The organism is Variovorax sp. YR634 (assembly GCF_900106655.1).
Taxonomy (GTDB): Bacteria; Pseudomonadota; Gammaproteobacteria; order Burkholderiales; family Burkholderiaceae_C; genus Variovorax.
The window spans coordinates 124,939-141,883 of the sequence record NZ_FNOL01000002.1; the positions used below are offsets into that span (position 1 = coordinate 124,939).

15 protein-coding genes are annotated in these 16,945 nt (G+C 65.6%); 4 read left to right on the plus strand and 11 right to left on the minus strand.

The genetic code is table 11. The annotated features are described in order from the left end of the window. Nucleotides 1-4: 4 nt before the first annotated feature. From BLV60_RS04760 to glpD, 7 genes are all read right to left on the minus strand, one after another. The gene (locus tag BLV60_RS04760) at nucleotides 5-1,738 is read right to left on the minus strand and encodes an ABC transporter substrate-binding protein (protein ID WP_093050780.1); all 1,734 of its coding nucleotides are present in this window, start codon (nucleotides 1,736-1,738) and stop codon (nucleotides 5-7) included. Between the two features lie 113 nt (nucleotides 1,739-1,851). Continuing rightward, nucleotides 1,852-2,160 (minus strand): DUF2160 domain-containing protein, encoded by a 309-nt coding sequence (locus tag BLV60_RS04765; protein WP_093050783.1) that lies wholly within the window; start codon nucleotides 2,158-2,160, stop codon nucleotides 1,852-1,854. Between the two features lie 12 nt (nucleotides 2,161-2,172). Then, on the minus strand, nucleotides 2,173-2,985 hold the full coding sequence (locus BLV60_RS04770) for a carbohydrate ABC transporter permease (protein WP_019656045.1): 813 nt from the start codon (nucleotides 2,983-2,985) through the stop codon (nucleotides 2,173-2,175). Continuing rightward, the gene (locus tag BLV60_RS04775) at nucleotides 2,982-3,872 is read right to left on the minus strand and encodes a carbohydrate ABC transporter permease (protein ID WP_093050786.1); all 891 of its coding nucleotides are present in this window, start codon (nucleotides 3,870-3,872) and stop codon (nucleotides 2,982-2,984) included. Before BLV60_RS04775 ends, BLV60_RS04770 begins: the two co-directional genes overlap by 4 nt. Continuing rightward, entirely contained in the window at nucleotides 3,869-4,939 is a 1,071-nt protein-coding gene (locus tag BLV60_RS04780; protein WP_093050789.1) for an ABC transporter ATP-binding protein, read from the minus strand. Before BLV60_RS04780 ends, BLV60_RS04775 begins: the two co-directional genes overlap by 4 nt. Before the next feature lie 2 nt (nucleotides 4,940-4,941). Beyond that, nucleotides 4,942-6,015 carry an ABC transporter ATP-binding protein gene (locus BLV60_RS04785; RefSeq protein WP_093050792.1) on the minus strand — a complete coding sequence of 358 codons (1,074 nt, stop codon included), beginning with the start codon at nucleotides 6,013-6,015 and terminating at the stop codon, nucleotides 4,942-4,944. A 25-nt stretch (nucleotides 6,016-6,040) separates the two neighbouring features. Next, on the minus strand, nucleotides 6,041-7,699 hold the full coding sequence (gene glpD / locus BLV60_RS04790; protein WP_093050795.1) for a glycerol-3-phosphate dehydrogenase: 1,659 nt from the start codon (nucleotides 7,697-7,699) through the stop codon (nucleotides 6,041-6,043). 122 nt (nucleotides 7,700-7,821) lie between these two features. Between glpD and BLV60_RS04795 the strand changes: the two genes are divergently transcribed. The 3 genes from BLV60_RS04795 (at nucleotide 7,822) to BLV60_RS04805 (ending at nucleotide 11,847) form a co-directional block, all read left to right on the plus strand. Next, complete coding sequence (locus BLV60_RS04795) at nucleotides 7,822-8,592, plus strand: DeoR/GlpR family DNA-binding transcription regulator (protein ID WP_093050798.1); 771 nt, start codon at nucleotides 7,822-7,824, stop codon at nucleotides 8,590-8,592. Between the two features lie 19 nt (nucleotides 8,593-8,611). Beyond that, nucleotides 8,612-10,108, plus strand: coding sequence for a glycerol kinase GlpK (gene glpK / locus BLV60_RS04800; protein ID WP_093050801.1), 1,497 nt, complete (start codon nucleotides 8,612-8,614; stop codon nucleotides 10,106-10,108). A 95-nt stretch (nucleotides 10,109-10,203) separates the two neighbouring features. Next, entirely contained in the window at nucleotides 10,204-11,847 is a 1,644-nt protein-coding gene (locus tag BLV60_RS04805) for a phosphoethanolamine transferase (RefSeq protein ID WP_093050804.1), read from the plus strand. On the opposite strand, the gene ctlX is transcribed toward BLV60_RS04805, so the two are convergent. Beyond that, nucleotides 11,844-12,785, minus strand: a complete 942-nt coding sequence (gene ctlX, locus BLV60_RS04810) for a citrulline utilization hydrolase CtlX (RefSeq protein ID WP_218132213.1) — start codon at nucleotides 12,783-12,785, stop codon at nucleotides 11,844-11,846. The genes BLV60_RS04805 and ctlX overlap by 4 nt on opposite strands. 2 nt (nucleotides 12,786-12,787) lie before the next feature. Continuing rightward, nucleotides 12,788-13,837: an ornithine cyclodeaminase gene (locus BLV60_RS04815; RefSeq protein WP_093050806.1), complete on the minus strand. Its 1,050-nt coding sequence runs from the start codon at nucleotides 13,835-13,837 to the stop codon at nucleotides 12,788-12,790. A 146-nt stretch (nucleotides 13,838-13,983) separates the two neighbouring features. Here BLV60_RS04815 and BLV60_RS04820 point away from each other — a divergent pair, with 146 nt between their 5' ends. Then, on the plus strand, nucleotides 13,984-14,406 hold the full coding sequence (locus tag BLV60_RS04820; protein ID WP_093050809.1) for an Lrp/AsnC family transcriptional regulator: 423 nt from the start codon (nucleotides 13,984-13,986) through the stop codon (nucleotides 14,404-14,406). 34 nt (nucleotides 14,407-14,440) lie between these two features. Here BLV60_RS04820 and BLV60_RS04825 read toward each other — a convergent pair whose 3' ends face one another. Beyond that, nucleotides 14,441-15,397 carry an alpha-E domain-containing protein gene (locus BLV60_RS04825; RefSeq protein ID WP_093050811.1) on the minus strand — a complete coding sequence of 319 codons (957 nt, stop codon included), beginning with the start codon at nucleotides 15,395-15,397 and terminating at the stop codon, nucleotides 14,441-14,443. A 14-nt stretch (nucleotides 15,398-15,411) separates the two neighbouring features. Next, nucleotides 15,412-16,908: a circularly permuted type 2 ATP-grasp protein gene (locus tag BLV60_RS04830; RefSeq protein ID WP_093050814.1), complete on the minus strand. Its 1,497-nt coding sequence runs from the start codon at nucleotides 16,906-16,908 to the stop codon at nucleotides 15,412-15,414. Between the last annotated feature and the right edge of the window lie 37 nt (nucleotides 16,909-16,945).

The window sequence follows — 16,945 nt, forward strand, 5'->3', positions numbered from 1 at the left end:
AAGCTCAGCGCACCTTGCCTTCCTTCCAGGCGGTCAGCAGCTTGTTGTAGTCGATGGTCTCGCCCTTCGGCTTCTCGTTGGCCAGCTTCTTCCACGGGGCGTGGTCGTCGCTCAGGTACTTGGCCGGGTCGCCCTTGGGGTTGAGCTTGGGCGCGCAATGGGCCATGCCGGCGCGCTCGAGGCGGGCCATCACGTTGTCCATCTCGTCGGCCAGGTTGTCCATTGCCTTCTGCGGGGTCTTCTCGCCCGTGACGGCCTCGGCCACGTTCTTCCACCAGAGCTGCGCGAGCTTCGGATAGTCGGGCACGTTGGTGCCGGTCGGGGTCCAGGCCACGCGCGCCGGGCTGCGGTAGAACTCGATCAGGCCGCCGTACTTGTTGGCGTTCTGCGTGAAGTAGTCCGAGCGGATGTCGCTGTCGCGGATGAAGGTCAGGCCGGTGATCGACTTCTTCAGCGAGGTGGTCTTGGCAGTGATGAACTGCGCGTAGAGCCAGGCTGCTGCCGTCTTGTTGGCGTCATGGCCCTTGAAGAAGGTCCACGAACCCACGTCCTGGTAGCCGTTCTGCATGCCCTGCTTCCAGTACGGGCCGTTCGGGCCGGGGGCCATGCGCCACTTCGGCGAGCCGTCGTCATTCACCACGGGCAGGCCCTTCTTGGTCATGTCGGCGGTGAAGGCCGTGTACCAGAAGATCTGCTGGGCGATCTGGCCCTGCGCCGGCACCGGGCCGGATTCGCCGAAGGTCATGCCCATGGCTTCCTTGGGCGCGTACTTCTTCATCCAGTCGATGTACTTGGTGAGCGCGTACACGGCGGCCGGCGAGTTGGTGGCGCCGCCACGCGACACCGAGGCGCCGGTGGGCGTGCACTTGTCGGCGGCCACGCGAATGCCCCATTCGTCGATCGGCATGCCGTTGGGAATGCCCTTGTCGGCGGAGCCGGCCATCGACAGCCACGCATCGGTGAAGCGCCAGCCCAGCGACGGGTCCTTCTTGCCGTAGTCCATGTGGCCGTAGATCGGCTTGCCGTCGATGGTCTTCACGTCGACGCTGAAGAACTCGGCGATGTCTTCGTAGGCGCTCCAGTTGAGCGGCACGCCCAGGTTGTAGCCGTACTTGGCCTTGAACTTGTCCTGCAGATCCTTGCGTGCGAACAGGTCGGCGCGGAACCAGTACAGGTTGGCGAACTGCTGGTCGGGCAGCTGGTAGAGCTGGCCGTCGGGAGCAGTGGTGAAGCTGGTGCCGATGAAGTCCTTCAGGTCGAGGCCGGGGTTGGTGAACTCCTTGCCCGCGCCGCCCATGTACTCGGTCAGCGACATGATCTTGCCGTAGCGGTAGTGCGTGCCGATCAGGTCGGAGTCGGACACCCAGCCGTCATAGATCGACTTGCCCGACTGCATCGAGGTCTGCAGCTTCTCGACCACGTCGCCTTCCTGGATCAGGTCGTGCTTGACCTTGATGCCGGTGATTTCCTCGAAGGCCTTGGCCAGCGTCTTCGATTCGTACTCGTGGGTGGTCAGGGTTTCGGAGACGACGGACACCTCCTTCACGCCCTTGGCCTGCAGCTTCTTGGCCGCATCGATGAACCATTTCATTTCCTCCATCTGCTTGTCCTTCGACAAGGTAGATGGCTGGAACTCGCTGTCGATCCATTTCTTGGCTTCAGCCTCGCCGGCCGTTGCCGCACCGTGCGCGGCGAACATCGCCGCTGCCAGTGCCAATGCCGTGTAGCGCATCTTCATGAAGTTGTCTCCTCGGTTGTTGCTTCCCCGGTGTTGTGTTCGATCACGGCTCCGGGGAGGCGGAGAGCCGGAACGCATTTGGTTGAACGAATAAGGCGAAAGGCAGTGCCCGCTCAGCCCTTGCGCATCACGAGCGCAAGCAGGCCCATCGACAGCACGAAGCTGATCCAGATCGAAGGCTCGGCCTCCAGGCTGAACCACTCCTGGAACTTTCCGGCCAAGCCGATGAAAACCAGGTTCAGGTACGCCGCCGACAGCAGCCCGATGAAGAGCCGGTCGCCACGCGTGGTGGCCATCGGCAGCCAGCCGCGCCGCAGCGTGGTGGGTGACTTGAATTCCCACACCGTCATGCCGACCAGCATGAGCGCGATGCAGATGAAGAACACGGCCACGGGGGTGGTCCAGACCATCCAGTCGAACATCTCTCGGCCTCCTTAAACACGACCCATCGCGAAACCCTTCGCGATGTAATGGCGCACGAACCAGATGACGATGGCGCCCGGAACGATGGTCAGCACGCCAGCCGCAGCCAGCGTTGCCCAGTCCATGCCCGAGGCGCTCACCGTGCGCGTCATCGTCGCCACGATGGGCTTGGCGTTCACGCTCGTGAGCGTGCGCGCCAGCAGCAGCTCGACCCAGCTGAACATGAAGCAGAAGAACGCCGCCACGCCCACGCCAGCCTTGATGAGCGGCAGGAAGATGGTGAGGAAGAAGCGCGGGAACGAATAGCCGTCGATGTACGCCGTCTCGTCGATCTCGCGCGGAATGCCGCTCATGAAACCTTCCAGGATCCACACCGCCAGCGGCACGTTGAACAGCAGATGCGCGAGCGCCACGCCCAGGTGCGTGTCCATCAGGCCGACCGTACTGTACAGCTGGAAGAACGGCAGCAGGAACACCGCGGGCGGCGTCATGCGGTTGGTCAGCAGCCAGAAGAACACGTGCTTGTCGCCCAGGAACGAATAGCGCGAGAACGCATAGGCCGCTGGCAGCGCCACGGTGAGCGAGATCACCGTGTTGATGGCCACGTAGATCAGGCTGTTGATGTAGCCCGAGTACCACGACTCGTCGGTGAAGATGCGCGCGTAGTTGGCCCAGGTGAGCTGCTGCGGAAAGAACGAGAAGCTCGACAGGATCTCCTCGTTCGTCTTGAAGCTCATGTTGATCATCCAGTAGATGGGCAACAGCGCGAACAGGATGTACAGCACCAGGAAGATGCTGCGCTTGTGAAATCTCTTCTCGTTCATTTCTCCACCTCCGCTTCCTGCGTACCGACCCGCTGCATCCAGTTGTAGAGCACGAAGCAGAACAGCAGGATGATGAGGAAATAGATCAGCGAGAACGCCGCTGCAGGCCCCAGGTCGAACTGCCCCACTGCCTTCTGCGTGAGGTATTGGCTCAGGAAGGTGGTTGCGTTGCCCGGCCCACCGCCCGTCAGCACGAAGGGCTCGGTGTAGATCATGAAGCTGTCCATGAATCGCAGCAGCACCGCGATCATCAGCACGCCGCGCATCTTGGGCAGCTGGATGAAGCGGAACACCGCGAACTTGCTCGCGCCGTCGATGCGCGCGGCCTGGTAGTAGGCGTCGGGAATCGAGCGCAGGCCCGCGTAGCACAGCAGCGCCACCAGCGGCGTCCAGTGCCACACATCCATCACCAGCACGGTGAGCCACGCGTCTGTGGCGCTGCCGGTGTAGTTGTATTCGATGCCCATCGTCTGCAGCGCATGGCCCAGCAGGCCGATGTCGGCGCGGCCGTAGATCTGCCAGATGGTGCCGACCACGTTCCATGGAATCAGCAGCGACAGCGCCACCACCACCAGCACCGCTGAAGACTTCCAGCCCTTGGCCGGCATCGACAGCGCCAGGCCGATGCCCAGCGGAATCTCGACCAGGAGCACCGACAGCGAGAAGCCCAGCTGGCGCCACAGCGCCTCGTGCAGCTCGTCGTCGCGCATCACCGAGGCGAACCACTCGGTGCCGACGAAGACTCGGCGCTCGGGCGAGATGATGTCCTGCACCGAGTAGTTGACCACCGTCATGAGCGGCACGATGGCCGAGAACGCAACGCAGATGAGCACTGGCAGCACCAGCCACCACGCCTTCTGGTTGATCGGTTTGTTGGTTGCGTTCATGCGACCAGTTCCTCGTCTTTGTAATAGCAGGTGTGCGTATCCAACACTCGCACCCACACCGTGTCTCCCGCTGCTGGCGGCTGGTCGTCAGAGTGCAGCCGCACCTTCAGCACGCTGCCGTCGGCCTCCACGCTCAGCATCACGTGCGTGCCCACGTCCTGCACCTGCTTCACCACGGCCGGCACCGCACCGGCGGCGCCCGCGTTGGACAGGCGCAGGTACTCGGGGCGGATGCCGATCTTCAGAGGCCCCTGCGGCAACTCGCGCGTGGGTACCAATGGCGTTCCCGCAACCTCGATGGTGCCGTTCGCGCTCTTCGCGGACAGGAAGTTCATGCCCGGCGAGCCGATGAAATGCCCGACGAAGGTGTGGGCTGGCCGCTCGAACAGCGCTTCGGCGCTGCCCACCTGCACGGCCTTGCCGCGCGTCATCACCACCACCTCTTCGGCGAAGGTGAGCGCCTCGACCTGGTCGTGCGTCACGTAGATCAGCGTGAGCTTCAGCTCGCGATGGATCTGCTTGAGCTTGCGGCGCAGCTGCCACTTCAGGTGCGGGTCGATCACAGTGAGCGGCTCGTCGAACAGCACCGCCGACACGTCGCTGCGCACCAGCCCGCGCCCGAGGGAGATCTTCTGCTTGGCGTCGGCAGCGAGGCCGGCGGCGCGCTGGTTGAGTTGCCCGCTCATGTCGAGTATCTCGGCAATCTCGCCCACGCGCTTCTTGATCTGGTCGGCCGGCACCTTGCGGTTGCGCAGCGGAAACGCGAGGTTCTCGGCCACGGTCATGGTGTCGTAGATCACCGGAAACTGGAACACCTGCGCGATGTTGCGCTCCTGCGGCGTGGCGCGCGTCATGTCGCGGCCATCGAAGGTGACCGTGCCCTGCGAGGGCACGAGCAGGCCCGAGATGATGTTCAGCATGGTCGTCTTGCCGCAGCCCGAAGGGCCGAGCAAGGCATATGCCCCGCCGTCGCGAAAGCTCATCTTCAGCGGCAGCAGCGCATAGTCGCTGTCCTGCGTCGGGTTGGGGCGATAGGCGTGGGCCAGGTCGAGGTCGATGCGTGCCATGACTAGTTTCCTTTGCGCCATGCCGGCGCCAGCGCCAGCTTTTCGCTGGCATCGAACACATAGGCTTGCGACGCGCTGAAGTACAGCGTGATCGAGGCGCCCAGCTCGAAGCGGTGCACACCGGTGAGCTGCGCCACCAGTTCGCCCACCGCCGTCTCGACGTGCACGAAGGTATCGGAGCCCGAGATTTCGGCCAGCTCCACCTTGCCGGGCAAGGCGATGTCGCCCTGCCCCGCATCCACGTTCAGTGCGCTCGCGCGCAGGCCGACCGTGACGGCGCCTGCAACGCTTTCAGGCACAGCCAGAGCCAGCGCGGGACCACCAGCCAGTTGCACCTTGCCGGCGGTCGCGGTGCCGGCCAGCAGGTTCATCGGCGGATCGCTGAAGGCCCGTGCCACTCGCAGCGACTGCGGCGCGTGGAACACTTCGGCCGTCGGGCCGTACTGCAGCAGCTCGCCGGCATCCATCACGGCCGTGTAGCCGCCAAGCAGCAATGCTTCGCCGGGCTCGGTGGTCGCGTAGATCACGGTCGAATCGCCAGTGGCGAAGAGTTGCGTGAGCTCTTCGCGCAGGCCTTCGCGCAGCTTGTAGTCGAGATTGACCAGCGGCTCGTCGAGCAGCATCAGCGGTGCGTTCTTGGCGAGCGCGCGCGCCAGCGCCACGCGCTGCTGCTGGCCGCCCGAGAGTTCGGCCGGATAGCGGTCGAGGAACATGCCGATGTGCAGCTTGTCGGCCAGCGCCTTTACGCGTGCATCGATGTTCGACTCACCGCGCAGCTTGAGCGGCGAGGCAATGTTGTCCGACACCTTGAGCGACGGATAGTTGATGAACTGCTGGTAGACCATCGCGACATTGCGTTCGCGCACGGGCATGCCGGTCACGTCCTTGCCGTCGACCAGCACCTTGCCTTCGGTGGGCGTGTCCAGCCCCGCCATCAGCCGCATGAGGCTGGTCTTGCCGGCCTGCGTTGCGCCCAGTAGCACGGTGACCGCGCCGCTTCTGGGCGCGATGCTCTGCTCGTAGAGCCATGTCTGCGCACCCACCTTCTTGGTGACGCGCTCCAGTGTCAATTGCATTGGCGCTCTTTCCCTTGTGTTCGGTCTAGTTGTTTTTGACGCGGACCTGCTGCTGCAGCAGCCAGCGCGCGACCTGCTCGCGCTCTTCCGGCGTGTAGTGCAGCCCCAGCTTGGAACGCCGCCAGAGCACGTCTTCCGCGCTCACGGCCCATTCGCGGTCCTGCAGGAAGCGCAGTTCGCGCTCGTACAGGCCGGGCGCCACTTCGTCGCCCAGGTCGGCAAAGGACTTCGCTTCGCCCAGCAACTCCGTGATGCGGGCGCCGTAGCCCCGCGCGAGGCGGCGCGCCAGGTGGCCGTAGAGCCACGGATACCTGGTTTGCACGGCCGACACGAAGCGTTCGAAATCGTCGTCGGGCCGCTTCGCCGCGCCGATCCATGCCGACAGGTCGCCGCCCGCGAGAAAGGCGCCGTCGGTCCAGGCTGGGCGCTGCGCGCTCGACTGGCCCAGCATCCTGCCCACCTCGTCGGCCGCGTCCTCGGCCAGCTTGCGGAATGTGGTGATCTTGCCGCCCCACACCGACAGCAGCGGCGCTGCGGTGGTGTTCGACTCGAGCATGTAGTCGCGCGTGACGGCCGATGGGTCGCCCGAGTCGTCATCCAGCAGCGGGCGCACGCCCGAGTAGGTCCACACCACGTCGGCCGGCACGATGGGCTTCTCGAAGTAGCGGCTGGCCTGGGTGCAGAGGTAGTCGATTTCTTCCTGCGCGATGCGCGCGGCGCCGGGGTCGTCGCCGGTGAGCTCGATGTCGGTGGTGCCGATCAGCGTGAACTCGCCCTGGTAGGGAATGGCGAAGATGATCCGCTTGTCGGGGTTCTGGAAGATGTAGGCGTGGTCGTGCTCGAACAGGCGCGGCACCACGATGTGGCTGCCCTTCACGAGCCGCAGGCTCTTGGTGGCCAGCGCCTCGCCCTTGGCCGACTGCGCGACGCCGCGCAGGAATGATTCGGCCCACGGCCCCGCGGCATTGACCACCGCCCGGGCGCGCAGTGTGCGCTTGTTGCCGTCGGCGCCTTGCAGCGTGGCAGTCCATCCGTCGGCGTCTCGCTGGGCGTGCACGCAGCGCGTGCGGGTCAGCACCTCGGCGCCGCGCGCCTGCGCGTCGAGCGCGTTGAGCACCACGAGGCGCGCATCGTCGACCCAGCCGTCCGAATAGATGAAGCCGCGCTTGTACTGGTCCTTCAGCGGCTTGCCCGCGGCGTGGCGGCGCAGATCGACGCTGTGCGAAGCCGGCAGCACCTCGCGTTTGGCAAGGTGGTCATACATGAACAGGCCGATGCGGATCATCCAGGCCGGGCGCATCGACGGGTCGTGCGGCATGACGAAGCGCAGCGGCCACATGATGTGCGGCGCGCTCTTGAGCAGCACCTCGCGCTCCTGCAGCGCCTTGCGCACCAGCGAGAACTCGTAGTACTCGAGGTAACGCAGCCCGCCGTGGATCAGCTTGGTGGAGGAAGACGATGTGTGCGAGGCGAGATCGTCCTTTTCGCACAGCACCACGCGCCAGCCGCGGCCCGCGAGGTCGCGCGCGATGCCGCAGCCGTTGATGCCGCCGCCGACGATGAGCACGTCGCAGTCGGTGGCCGGCGCGGGCGAAATGGAAGAGAAATCGCTCACAGAAATTGGGTCCGTTGAAGCGTGACTTTGGTCACTAACGGCGGCCATTGTATTTTCGCGTCTTTTCATTTGGATTCCTTTTGGCGCGATTTTCCTACGAGTTTTCCCTTAGATGGCTTCGTTTTCTTTCGCTTTAAAGTGGCGCGCTCTGTACCCTCGGTCGCAGTCTTCCTGCTTTCCACGACGCCCCTGTGAACTCCAACCCGCGCCAGATCAACCTCCTGGACACCGTGCGCGCGCGCGGCTCCGTCACCGTCGAGCAACTGGCCGACATGCTCGGCGTCACCCTGCAGACCGTGCGGCGCGACGTGCAGCGGCTGGCTGACGAAGGCCTGCTCACGCGCTTTCACGGCGGCGTGCGCGTGCCCAGCTCGACCACGGAAAACATCGGCTACCAGCAGCGCGAGACCCTGCACGCCGAAGGCAAGGCGCGCATCGCCCGCCGCGTGGCGGAGCTGGTGCCCAACGACTGCTCGCTGATCCTCAACATCGGCACCACCACCGAGGCCATCGCCAAGGCGCTGCTGCGCCACACGGGCCTGCGCGTGATCACCAACAACCTGAACGTGGCCACCATCCTGAGCGGCAACACCTCGTGCGAAGTGATCGTGGCGGGCGGCTCGGTGCGCCAACGCGACCGCGCCATCGTGGGCGAGGCAACCATCGACTTCATCCGCCAGTTCAAGGTCGACATCGCGCTGATTGGCGTGTCGAGCATCGAGGCCGACGGGTCGCTGCGCGACTTCGACCTGCGCGAGGTGAAGGTGGCGCAGACCATCATCGCGCAGGCGCGCGAGGTGTGGCTGGCGGCGGATGCGAGCAAGTTCAACCGGCCGGCAATGATTCAGCTGGGCACGCTCTCGCAGATCGACCGGCTATTCACCGATGCCGAGCCGCCGGCGCCATTCGCCGACCTGCTGCACACCGCCCAGGTGCGCCTCGAGATCGCGCGCGAGAACTGACAAGAAAGAACACGAACGAATGACCACCTACCTGCTCGCCCTCGACCAGGGCACCTCGAGCTCCCGCAGCATCGTGTTCGACCGCGAAGGCCACATCGTCGCCATCGCGCAGAAAGAGCTGACGCAGATCTACCCGCAGCCGGGCTGGGTCGAGCATGACCCGATGGAAATCTGGCGCAGCCAGCTCGCCACCGCGCGCGAAGTGCTCGCCAAGGCGAAGCTCAAGCCCACAGACATCCACGCCATCGGCATCACCAACCAGCGCGAAACCACCGTGCTGTGGAACCGCGCCACGGGCCAGCCAGTGCACCACGCCATCGTCTGGCAGGACCGCCGCGCCGAGCCCTTGTGCGCCAGGCTGCGCGACGAGGGCATGACCGACACCATCCGCGAGAAAACCGGTCTGGTGATCGACGCGTACTTCTCCGGCACCAAGCTGCGCTGGCTGCTCGACAACGTGCCCGGCGCGCGTGCGCAGGCCGAGCGCGGCGAACTCGCCTTCGGCACGGTCGACAGCTGGCTCATGTGGCAGCTCACCGGCGGCAAGGTGCACGTGACCGACGTGAGCAACGCCTCGCGCACCATGCTCTTCAACGTGCACAGCAACGAGTGGGATGCCGACCTGCTGAAGGCACTCGACATTCCCGCCGCGCTGATGCCCAAGGTGCAGCCCTCGAGCTCGCACTTCGCAGACACCGATGCGGCGCTGCTGGGCCACACGCTGCCCATCGGCGGCGTGGCCGGCGACCAGCAGAGCGCCCTTTTCGGCCAGGCCTGCTTCGAAGCCGGCATGGCCAAGAACACCTACGGCACCGGCTGCTTCCTGTTGATGCACACCGGCGGCGCGTTCCAGCCCTCGCACAACGGCCTGCTCGTGACCAGCGCCGCGCAGACCGATGCAACGCCGCAGTACGCCATGGAAGGCAGCGTGTTCGTCGGCGGTGCCGTGGTGCAGTGGCTGCGCGACGGGCTCAAGGCCATCAAGGGCAGCGCCGAAGTGCAGTCGCTGGCCGAGAGCGTGCCCGATGCCGGCGGCGTGATGATGGTGCCGGCCTTCACCGGCCTCGGTGCGCCCTACTGGGATGCTGATGCGCGAGGCACCATCACCGGCCTCACGCGCGGCACCACGGTTGCGCACATTGCGCGCGCCGCGTTGGAAAGCATCGCCTACCAGAGCGCCGCGCTGCTGCAGGCCATGAGCCGCGACGCAGTGGCCGCCGGCGGCAAGCCCGTGGCCGAGCTGCGCGTGGACGGCGGCGCGAGCGTGAACGACCTGCTCATGCAGTTCCAGGCCGACCTGCTGGGCATTCCGGTGGTACGGCCCGAAGTGATCGAGACCACCGCGCTGGGCGCTGCGTACCTCGCAGGCTTGTCGACCGGGGTCTACACCGACGCGCGCCAACTCTCGAAGCTGTGGAAGATCGAGCGCCGCTTCATGCCGACCATGGGCCGCGCGCAGGCCGAGGAATCGATGGCGCGCTGGGAGCGCGCGGTGCGCCAGGCCACTGCGACCTGATGATCCAAAAGACCTCGCCACCATCGGGGCACTGAGGTCCGCTGCACGAGCCCCGGGGCAGAATTCGGCCGCCCCCGACTTGCCGCGCTGCCTGCTTGACCACTCCAACCAACGAAGTCTCTCCGTCGCGCAACGCGCTGCTCGCCTGCGGCGTGGTGGGCGCGACGCTGCTGGCGCTCATCGCGCTCGGCCATGACGGCCGCCGCATGGCGCAGCTCGCGGTGCTGGCAATGCCGATGGTGCTGTGGCTTGCGTGGCCGCTGCGCAGCGCGCGGATGCGGCGCATACGCACGCTGCTGGTCTGGCTCTGGGCCATGGGGTTCGCACTCGACGGCGCGGTGCGCGCCTATCTGCTCGACGCCTACCAGGCCGCGCCCGACGGTGCCATGGTGCTGGGCGCAGCGGCCAACACCAATGCGCGCGAGGGCTCCGAATACCTGTGGATGCATTGGCGCTCGGCTGCGGTGTGGTGTGCCGCGCTGGTCGTGGCGGGTGTGCTCGTGGGCATGTTCGCGCGGCGCGGCGCTGCAGCCGATGCGGCGACTACATCAGCCCGGCCTGCTCGATGGGTCGTGGCGCTTGTCGCGCTGCTGCTTCTCGTCGCATGCGTGGCCTATGCGAGCAAGCCCTGGCGCCGGCTGCATCCCGCGGTCTTCTGGACGCAGTGGGCGAATTCCGTTCACACGCTGCGCACCGCCTGGGCCGACCAGCAGAAGCAGCGCGACCGCCTGATGGCGCAAGCCAAAGGCATCGCACCCGTGATTTCGCAGACCGGCCCTTCCACGGTGGTGCTGGTCATCACCGACAGCATCAACCGCGACAACATGGCGCTGTACGGCTACGGCCGCCCGACCACGCCCCGCCTGCTGGCGCACAAGGCGCAGACCGGTAATCAGATGGCGGTGCTGAAGAACGCCTGGTCCGTCGACGCCAGCACCCTGCCCGCGCTGCGCAACATGTTCCACTTCGGCCTGCCCGAGAGCGAGAACCCGCCGCACCTGCTGGCGCTGGCACGCGCCGCCGGCTACAAGGTCTGGTGGATCAGCAACCATGACGACCTCGCCATCGAGCAGCAGCATGCGCGCCTCGCCGACGTGGTCGACATGGTCAACCGCACGCCCGGCCGCGCCAGCGCCTCGCTGGACGGCGAGATCCTCGACTGCGTGCAGGAGGCGCTGGCCGACACGAGCACCGACCGCAAGCTGATCGTGGTCCATCTGATGGGCGCGCATCCGCACTACAGCCTGCGCTTTCCGGCCAACGCCAACCCCTTCGACGACGATGTGGATGCGGTCGAGAACGGCCTCGTGAAAGACGGCCGCTCGGCCTGGGTGCGCCGCTTCCGCCAGGAATACGACGCCGCGCTGCTGTATCACGACTTCGTGGTGTCCGAGCTGCTGCAGCAGACGCGCAGCGCGGGCAAGCCGGGCGACTACCGTGCGTGGATGTACCTGTCGGACCATGGCCAGGAGGTAGGCCACGTGAGCGACCGCGCGGGACACAGCCCGGCGACTGCTTCGGGCTATCGCATTCCGGCCGTCGTGTGGCGCAACCAGCAACCGCTGCCGTCGGCCGCGGCGCAGCAGCACCCGTTTCGCGCAGACTGGTCGGGCTGGACGCTGATGGACCTGCTCCACATCCAGTGGAACGGGCAGAAGCCGGAACGCGATGTGCTGCAGGATGCCTACCGCTGGCAGGCGCCCACGATTCCGGTGGCGGTCGAATCGTTTTCGCGCTAGCCGTGCCGGGGCGACAGATGAATGCCGGCGATCATGCAGCGCACCGATCCGCCCGCCATCTCGATCGTCGGAACCGGCAGCGGAACCAGCCGCGCGGACCGTTCGATGACAGCCTTCTGCTGGCTGCTCAGGCTGTTGCAGGCGCGCTGCGACAGCGCGAGCACGCGGCCATCGCGGCCTGACAGCTCGATTGCATTGCCTGCGAACTCGGCGATCTGCCCTGCGGTGAGTGCAATGACCTCGCGCCCCGATTCCTCCAGCCGGGCGCGCACCTCGGCCGCGCGACGCGCATCCGGGATCATGTCGAAGCCGACCAACGCGAAGGCCGTGGCCACGCACATCAGCACATTGGTGTGATAGATCGGCCGGCCGGCTTCATCGGCCGTGTCCACCAGCATCGGCTCGAAATTGAAGTGCGTGCTGAAGCGCTCCAGCGCCACCGGATCGGCCCGGTTGGAGCGAGCGGTGTAAGCCACACGCGCCAGGTGGTCGAGCACCATCGCACCGGTGCCTTCGAGAAACAGGCCGTCGTGCTCGAGGCCGGAATAGTCGATGACGTCCTGCACCCGGTAGTTGGCCTTGAGCATCTCGATCACGTCGCTGCGCCGCTCGCGGCGGCGGCTCGGCGAATGCATCGGGTAGATGGCAACGTGCCCGCCCGGGTGGGTGGAGAACCAGTTGTTGGGAAAGACCGAGTCCGGCGTGTCGTGCTCGCCCCGGTCTTCGAACAGATGCACGCGCACGCCTTCGGCTTCGAGCTGCTCGACGGCTGCCGTTACCTCGCGATAGGCAGCGTCGGCCACGGCTTGCGCGGCCTCCTTGGCGGCCACGGTCTGGAACGCGTTGTCGGCAGCAGTCTCCGGGTTCGGCATGAACCTGTGCGGACGGACCATGACCACGGCGGCCGGCGCCTGAACGGAGCGGATCGCGGCCGGCATCATCAAGCCACCCTTCGGATGACAGCACGCGAGGCGCCGCTGCGAGTGTGGCGGAACAGGTCCTTCGGGTCATCGGCCCGGGGCACCAGCTCGACGTCCACGCCGAGGTTGCGACGCTCGGCCTGTTCGTGCACATAGCGCAAGGTGGCGTAGTCCTCGAGCGCGAAGCCGACCGAATCGAACACCGTGACTTGTTCAGCGCTTTCGCGCCCCGTTGCCGTGCCGGCCAGCACGCGCCACAGGTCGACCACGGGGGAGTCTTTGGGCAACTGCTGGATGTCGCCCTCGATGCGCGTCTGCGGCTCGTACTCGACGAACACGCGCGCGCCGCGCAGCACGTCGGCATGCAGTTCGGTCTTGCCGGGGCAATCGCCGCCGACGGCGTTCAGGTGCATGCCCGGCTCGATCATGTCCGGCGTGATGATGGTGGCGCAGGCCTTGTCGGCAGTCACGGTCGTCACGATGTCGGCGCCGCGCACGGCCTGCGCCGTGGAGTCGGCACGAATGATCTTGAGCGACGGAAAGGCCGAGAGGTTGCGCACCAGCTTGTCGGTGGCCCGGGCGTCGATGTCGTACACAGCGATTTCCTCGATGCCCAAGTGGCAGTGAAAGGCCAATGCCTGGAACTCGCTCTGCGCGCCGTTGCCGATGAGCGCCATGCGCCGCGCACCGGGCCGAGCCAATGCGCGCGCCGCCATCAGCGAGGTCGCGCTCGTGCGAAGCGCAGTGGCAAGGGTCAGTTCAGACAACAGCACGGGGTAGCCGGTTTCGACATCGGCGAGCACGCCGAAGGCCATCACCGTGTAGAGGCCGCGGCTGGTGTTGGCCGGGTGGCCGTTGACGTACTTGAAGGCGTAGCGCGAGGCGTTCGACACAGGCATCAGCTCGATGACGCCGATGTCCGAGTGATTTGCCACACGGGCCGATTTGTCGAAATCAGGCCAGCGGATGAAGTCTTCCCGGATGGTGTCGGCCAATGCGCCGATGAAGGGGGCCACGCCAATCTCCTGCACGAGGCGGGACATGGCGGGAACGTCGATGAAGCGGGTCATGGGGGTCTCCTGAACGGTCCGGCCGCATCGCGCAGCCGTCTTTCGATTGTTCCGGGGAGACGTGCCAGACTGAACCCTTCAACTTGTCAAGTTAGCCCTTGAACCTTACATTTCGCTCGATCTGATTAGCAATTTGACAAATGGCAATGGACGACATCGACCGACAACTCATTGCCCTGTTGCGCGACGACGCGCGCATGCCGGTGGTGGCCCTGGCCCAGAAGCTCCGCGTGGCGCGGGCGACCGTGCAGAACCGGATTGCAAAACTGGAGAACGACGGAACCATCGTCGGCTACACCGTGCGGCTGAAGCCCGAAGCGGAGGCGCACCGCATCCGCGCGATCATGAGCATCGAGATCGAAGGGCACCGCGCCGAGCGCGTGAGCCAAGTTCTGCGCGGTCATCCCAACGTCGTGGCCCTGCACTCGACCAACGGCCGCTGGGACCTGATGGCCGATCTGCGCGCCGACTCGCTCGAAGCCTTCGACAAAGTGCTCAATGCCATCCGGCAGATCGAAGGCATCTCGAGCACCGAGACGAGCATCCTGCTGTCGACGCACAAGCTCTGAGCCGGGCACCAGCGGCGCACCGGCTCTCTACCGCTCAGTGCGCGGGAACCAGGAAGTCCTGGCTGATGCGCCCGCCCAGCTCGTTCACGCGGTCGAGGAACTGCGTGAGGTAGGCATGCAGGCCGGTCGCAAGGATCTCGTCGACCCGCGCGTATTGCAGGTCGGCCAGCAGCTTGCCGGCGCGACGCTGGGTTTCGGCGCTCTGCTCGTTCTGCACCTTCGCGAGGTTGTTCACCACCTCGACCAGGCTCGCGTGCAGCGAGCGCGGCATGTCGGCACGAAGAATCAACAGCTCGGCCACGCGCTCGGGCTTGATCACGTCGCGGTACACCTTGCGGTAGACCTCGAAGGCCGAAACGCTGCGCAGGATCGCGCTCCAGTGATAGAAGTCGTACTCTTGGTCTTCCTCGGTGGCGGCGCCGAAGAACTCGCTGTTGAGCGCATGGAACTTCACGTCCACCAGCCGCGCGGTGTTGTCGGCGCGTTCCAGGAAGGTGCCCAGGCGCGAGAAGTAGAAGGCCTCGTCCTGCAGCATGGTGCCCAGCGTGACGCCGCGCGACAGGTGCGAGCGGAACTTGACCCATTCGAAGAACTGGCCAGGGTCGCGCTCGAAATCGCCTGCGCGCAGCATGCGGTTGACTTCGAGCCAGGTGGTGTTCTGCGTTTCCCAGGCTTCAGTGGTGAGCGCGCCGCGCACGGCACGCGCGTTCTCGCGAGCGGCCTTCAGGCAGGAGACGATCGAAGAGGCGTTGCTCTCGTCCTTGACCATGAACTCCATCACGTCGTGTGGCGTGATCTGGTCGTACTTCTTGTTGTACCAGGGCAGCAGCTCGCTGATGGAGAGCACACCCTGCCAGCCGTACTTGGCCACTTCGGCGGACTGCGGCAGCAGGGAGGTCTGGTAGTTGACGTCCAGCATGCGCGCCGTGTTCTCGGCGCGCTCGGTGTAGCGGGACATCCAGTAGAGATGGTCGGCGGTGCGAGACAGCATCGGTTGTGCTCCTACTACGATTGGCTTTGCGACTGCGCGGGCGCCGCCTTGGGCTTGGGTGCGCGGTCGGCTTCGAGAATCCAGGTGTCCTTGGTGCCGCCGCCCTGCGACGAGTTGACCACCAGCGAGCCTTCCTTCAGCGCCACGCGCGTGAGGCCGCCGGGCACCATCTGCACCTCGCTGCCCGAGAGCACGAAGGGGCGCAGGTCGATGTGGCGCGGCGCGATGCCGGCGTCGACGAAGGTGGGCGAGGTCGACAGGCTCAGGGTGGGCTGGGCGATGTAGCCGTCGGGCTTGGCGATCACGGCCTTCTTGAAGTCTTCGATCTCGGCCTGCGTGGCGGCCGGGCCGATCAGCATGCCGTAGCCGCCGGCGCCGTGCACTTCCTTGACGACCAGGTCCTTCATGTTGTCGAGCGTGTATTGCAGCTCGTCCTTGTTGCGGCACATGTAGGTGGGCACGTTCTTCAGGATCGGCTTTTCGCCGAGGTAGAACTCGACCATCTTCGGCACGTAGGGGTAGATCGACTTGTCGTCGGCCACGCCGGTGCCCACTGCATTGCAGATGACGACGTTGCCTTCGCGGTAGGCGCGCATCAGGCCGGCTGTACCGAGCGTGGACGTGGGGCGGAACACCTCGGGGTCGAGGAAGTCGTCGTCCACGCGGCGGTAGATCACGTCGACGCGGCGCGGTCCGCGCGTAGTGCGCATGTAGACGAAGTTGTCCTTGACGAACAGGTCCTGGCCCTCGACCAGTTCCACGCCCATCTGCTGGGCGAGGAAGGCATGCTCGAAGTAGGCGCTGTTGTACATGCCGGGCGTGAGCACCACCACCGTGGGCTCGGCCGTGGCCGGCGGCGCACTGGCGCGCAGGGTTTCGAGCAGCAGGTCGGGGTAGTGCGCGACCGGTGCGATGCGGTTCTGGTTGAACAGCTCGGGGAAGAGCCGCATCATCATCTTGCGGTTTTCGAGCATGTAGCTCACGCCGCTGGGCACGCGCAGGTTGTCTTCGAGCACGTAGTACTCGCCGTTGCCGTCGGCATCGGGGGCACGAACAATGTCGATGCCCGAGATGTTCGAGTAGACGTTGTGCGGCACGTTCACGCCCATCATCTCGGGGCGGAACTGGGCGTTGTTCAGGATCTGCTCGGCCGGAATGATGCCGGCCTTGATGATTTCCTGGTCATGGTAGACATCGTGAAGAAAGCGGTTGAGCGCCGTGACGCGCTGCACCAGCCCTTTTTCCATGCTGTCCCACTCGTGAGCGGGAATGATGCGAGGCAGCAGGTCGAACGGGATGAGCCGCTCGGTGCCGGAGCCGTCCTCGTCCTTGGCGCCATACACCGCGAAGGTGATACCGACCCGGCGGAAAATCAATTCCGCCTCTTCGCGCCGCGAACGCATCACCTCACCGGGTTGCTTCGCGAGCCATTGGTCGTAGCGCTTGTAGTGCTGTCGGATTGCAGCCCCCGCATAGGGCAACTGCTCATACATCTCGTCAAATTTGTGCATGGAACGACCAATCTCCTTGAGCTATAGCTTAGCAAGT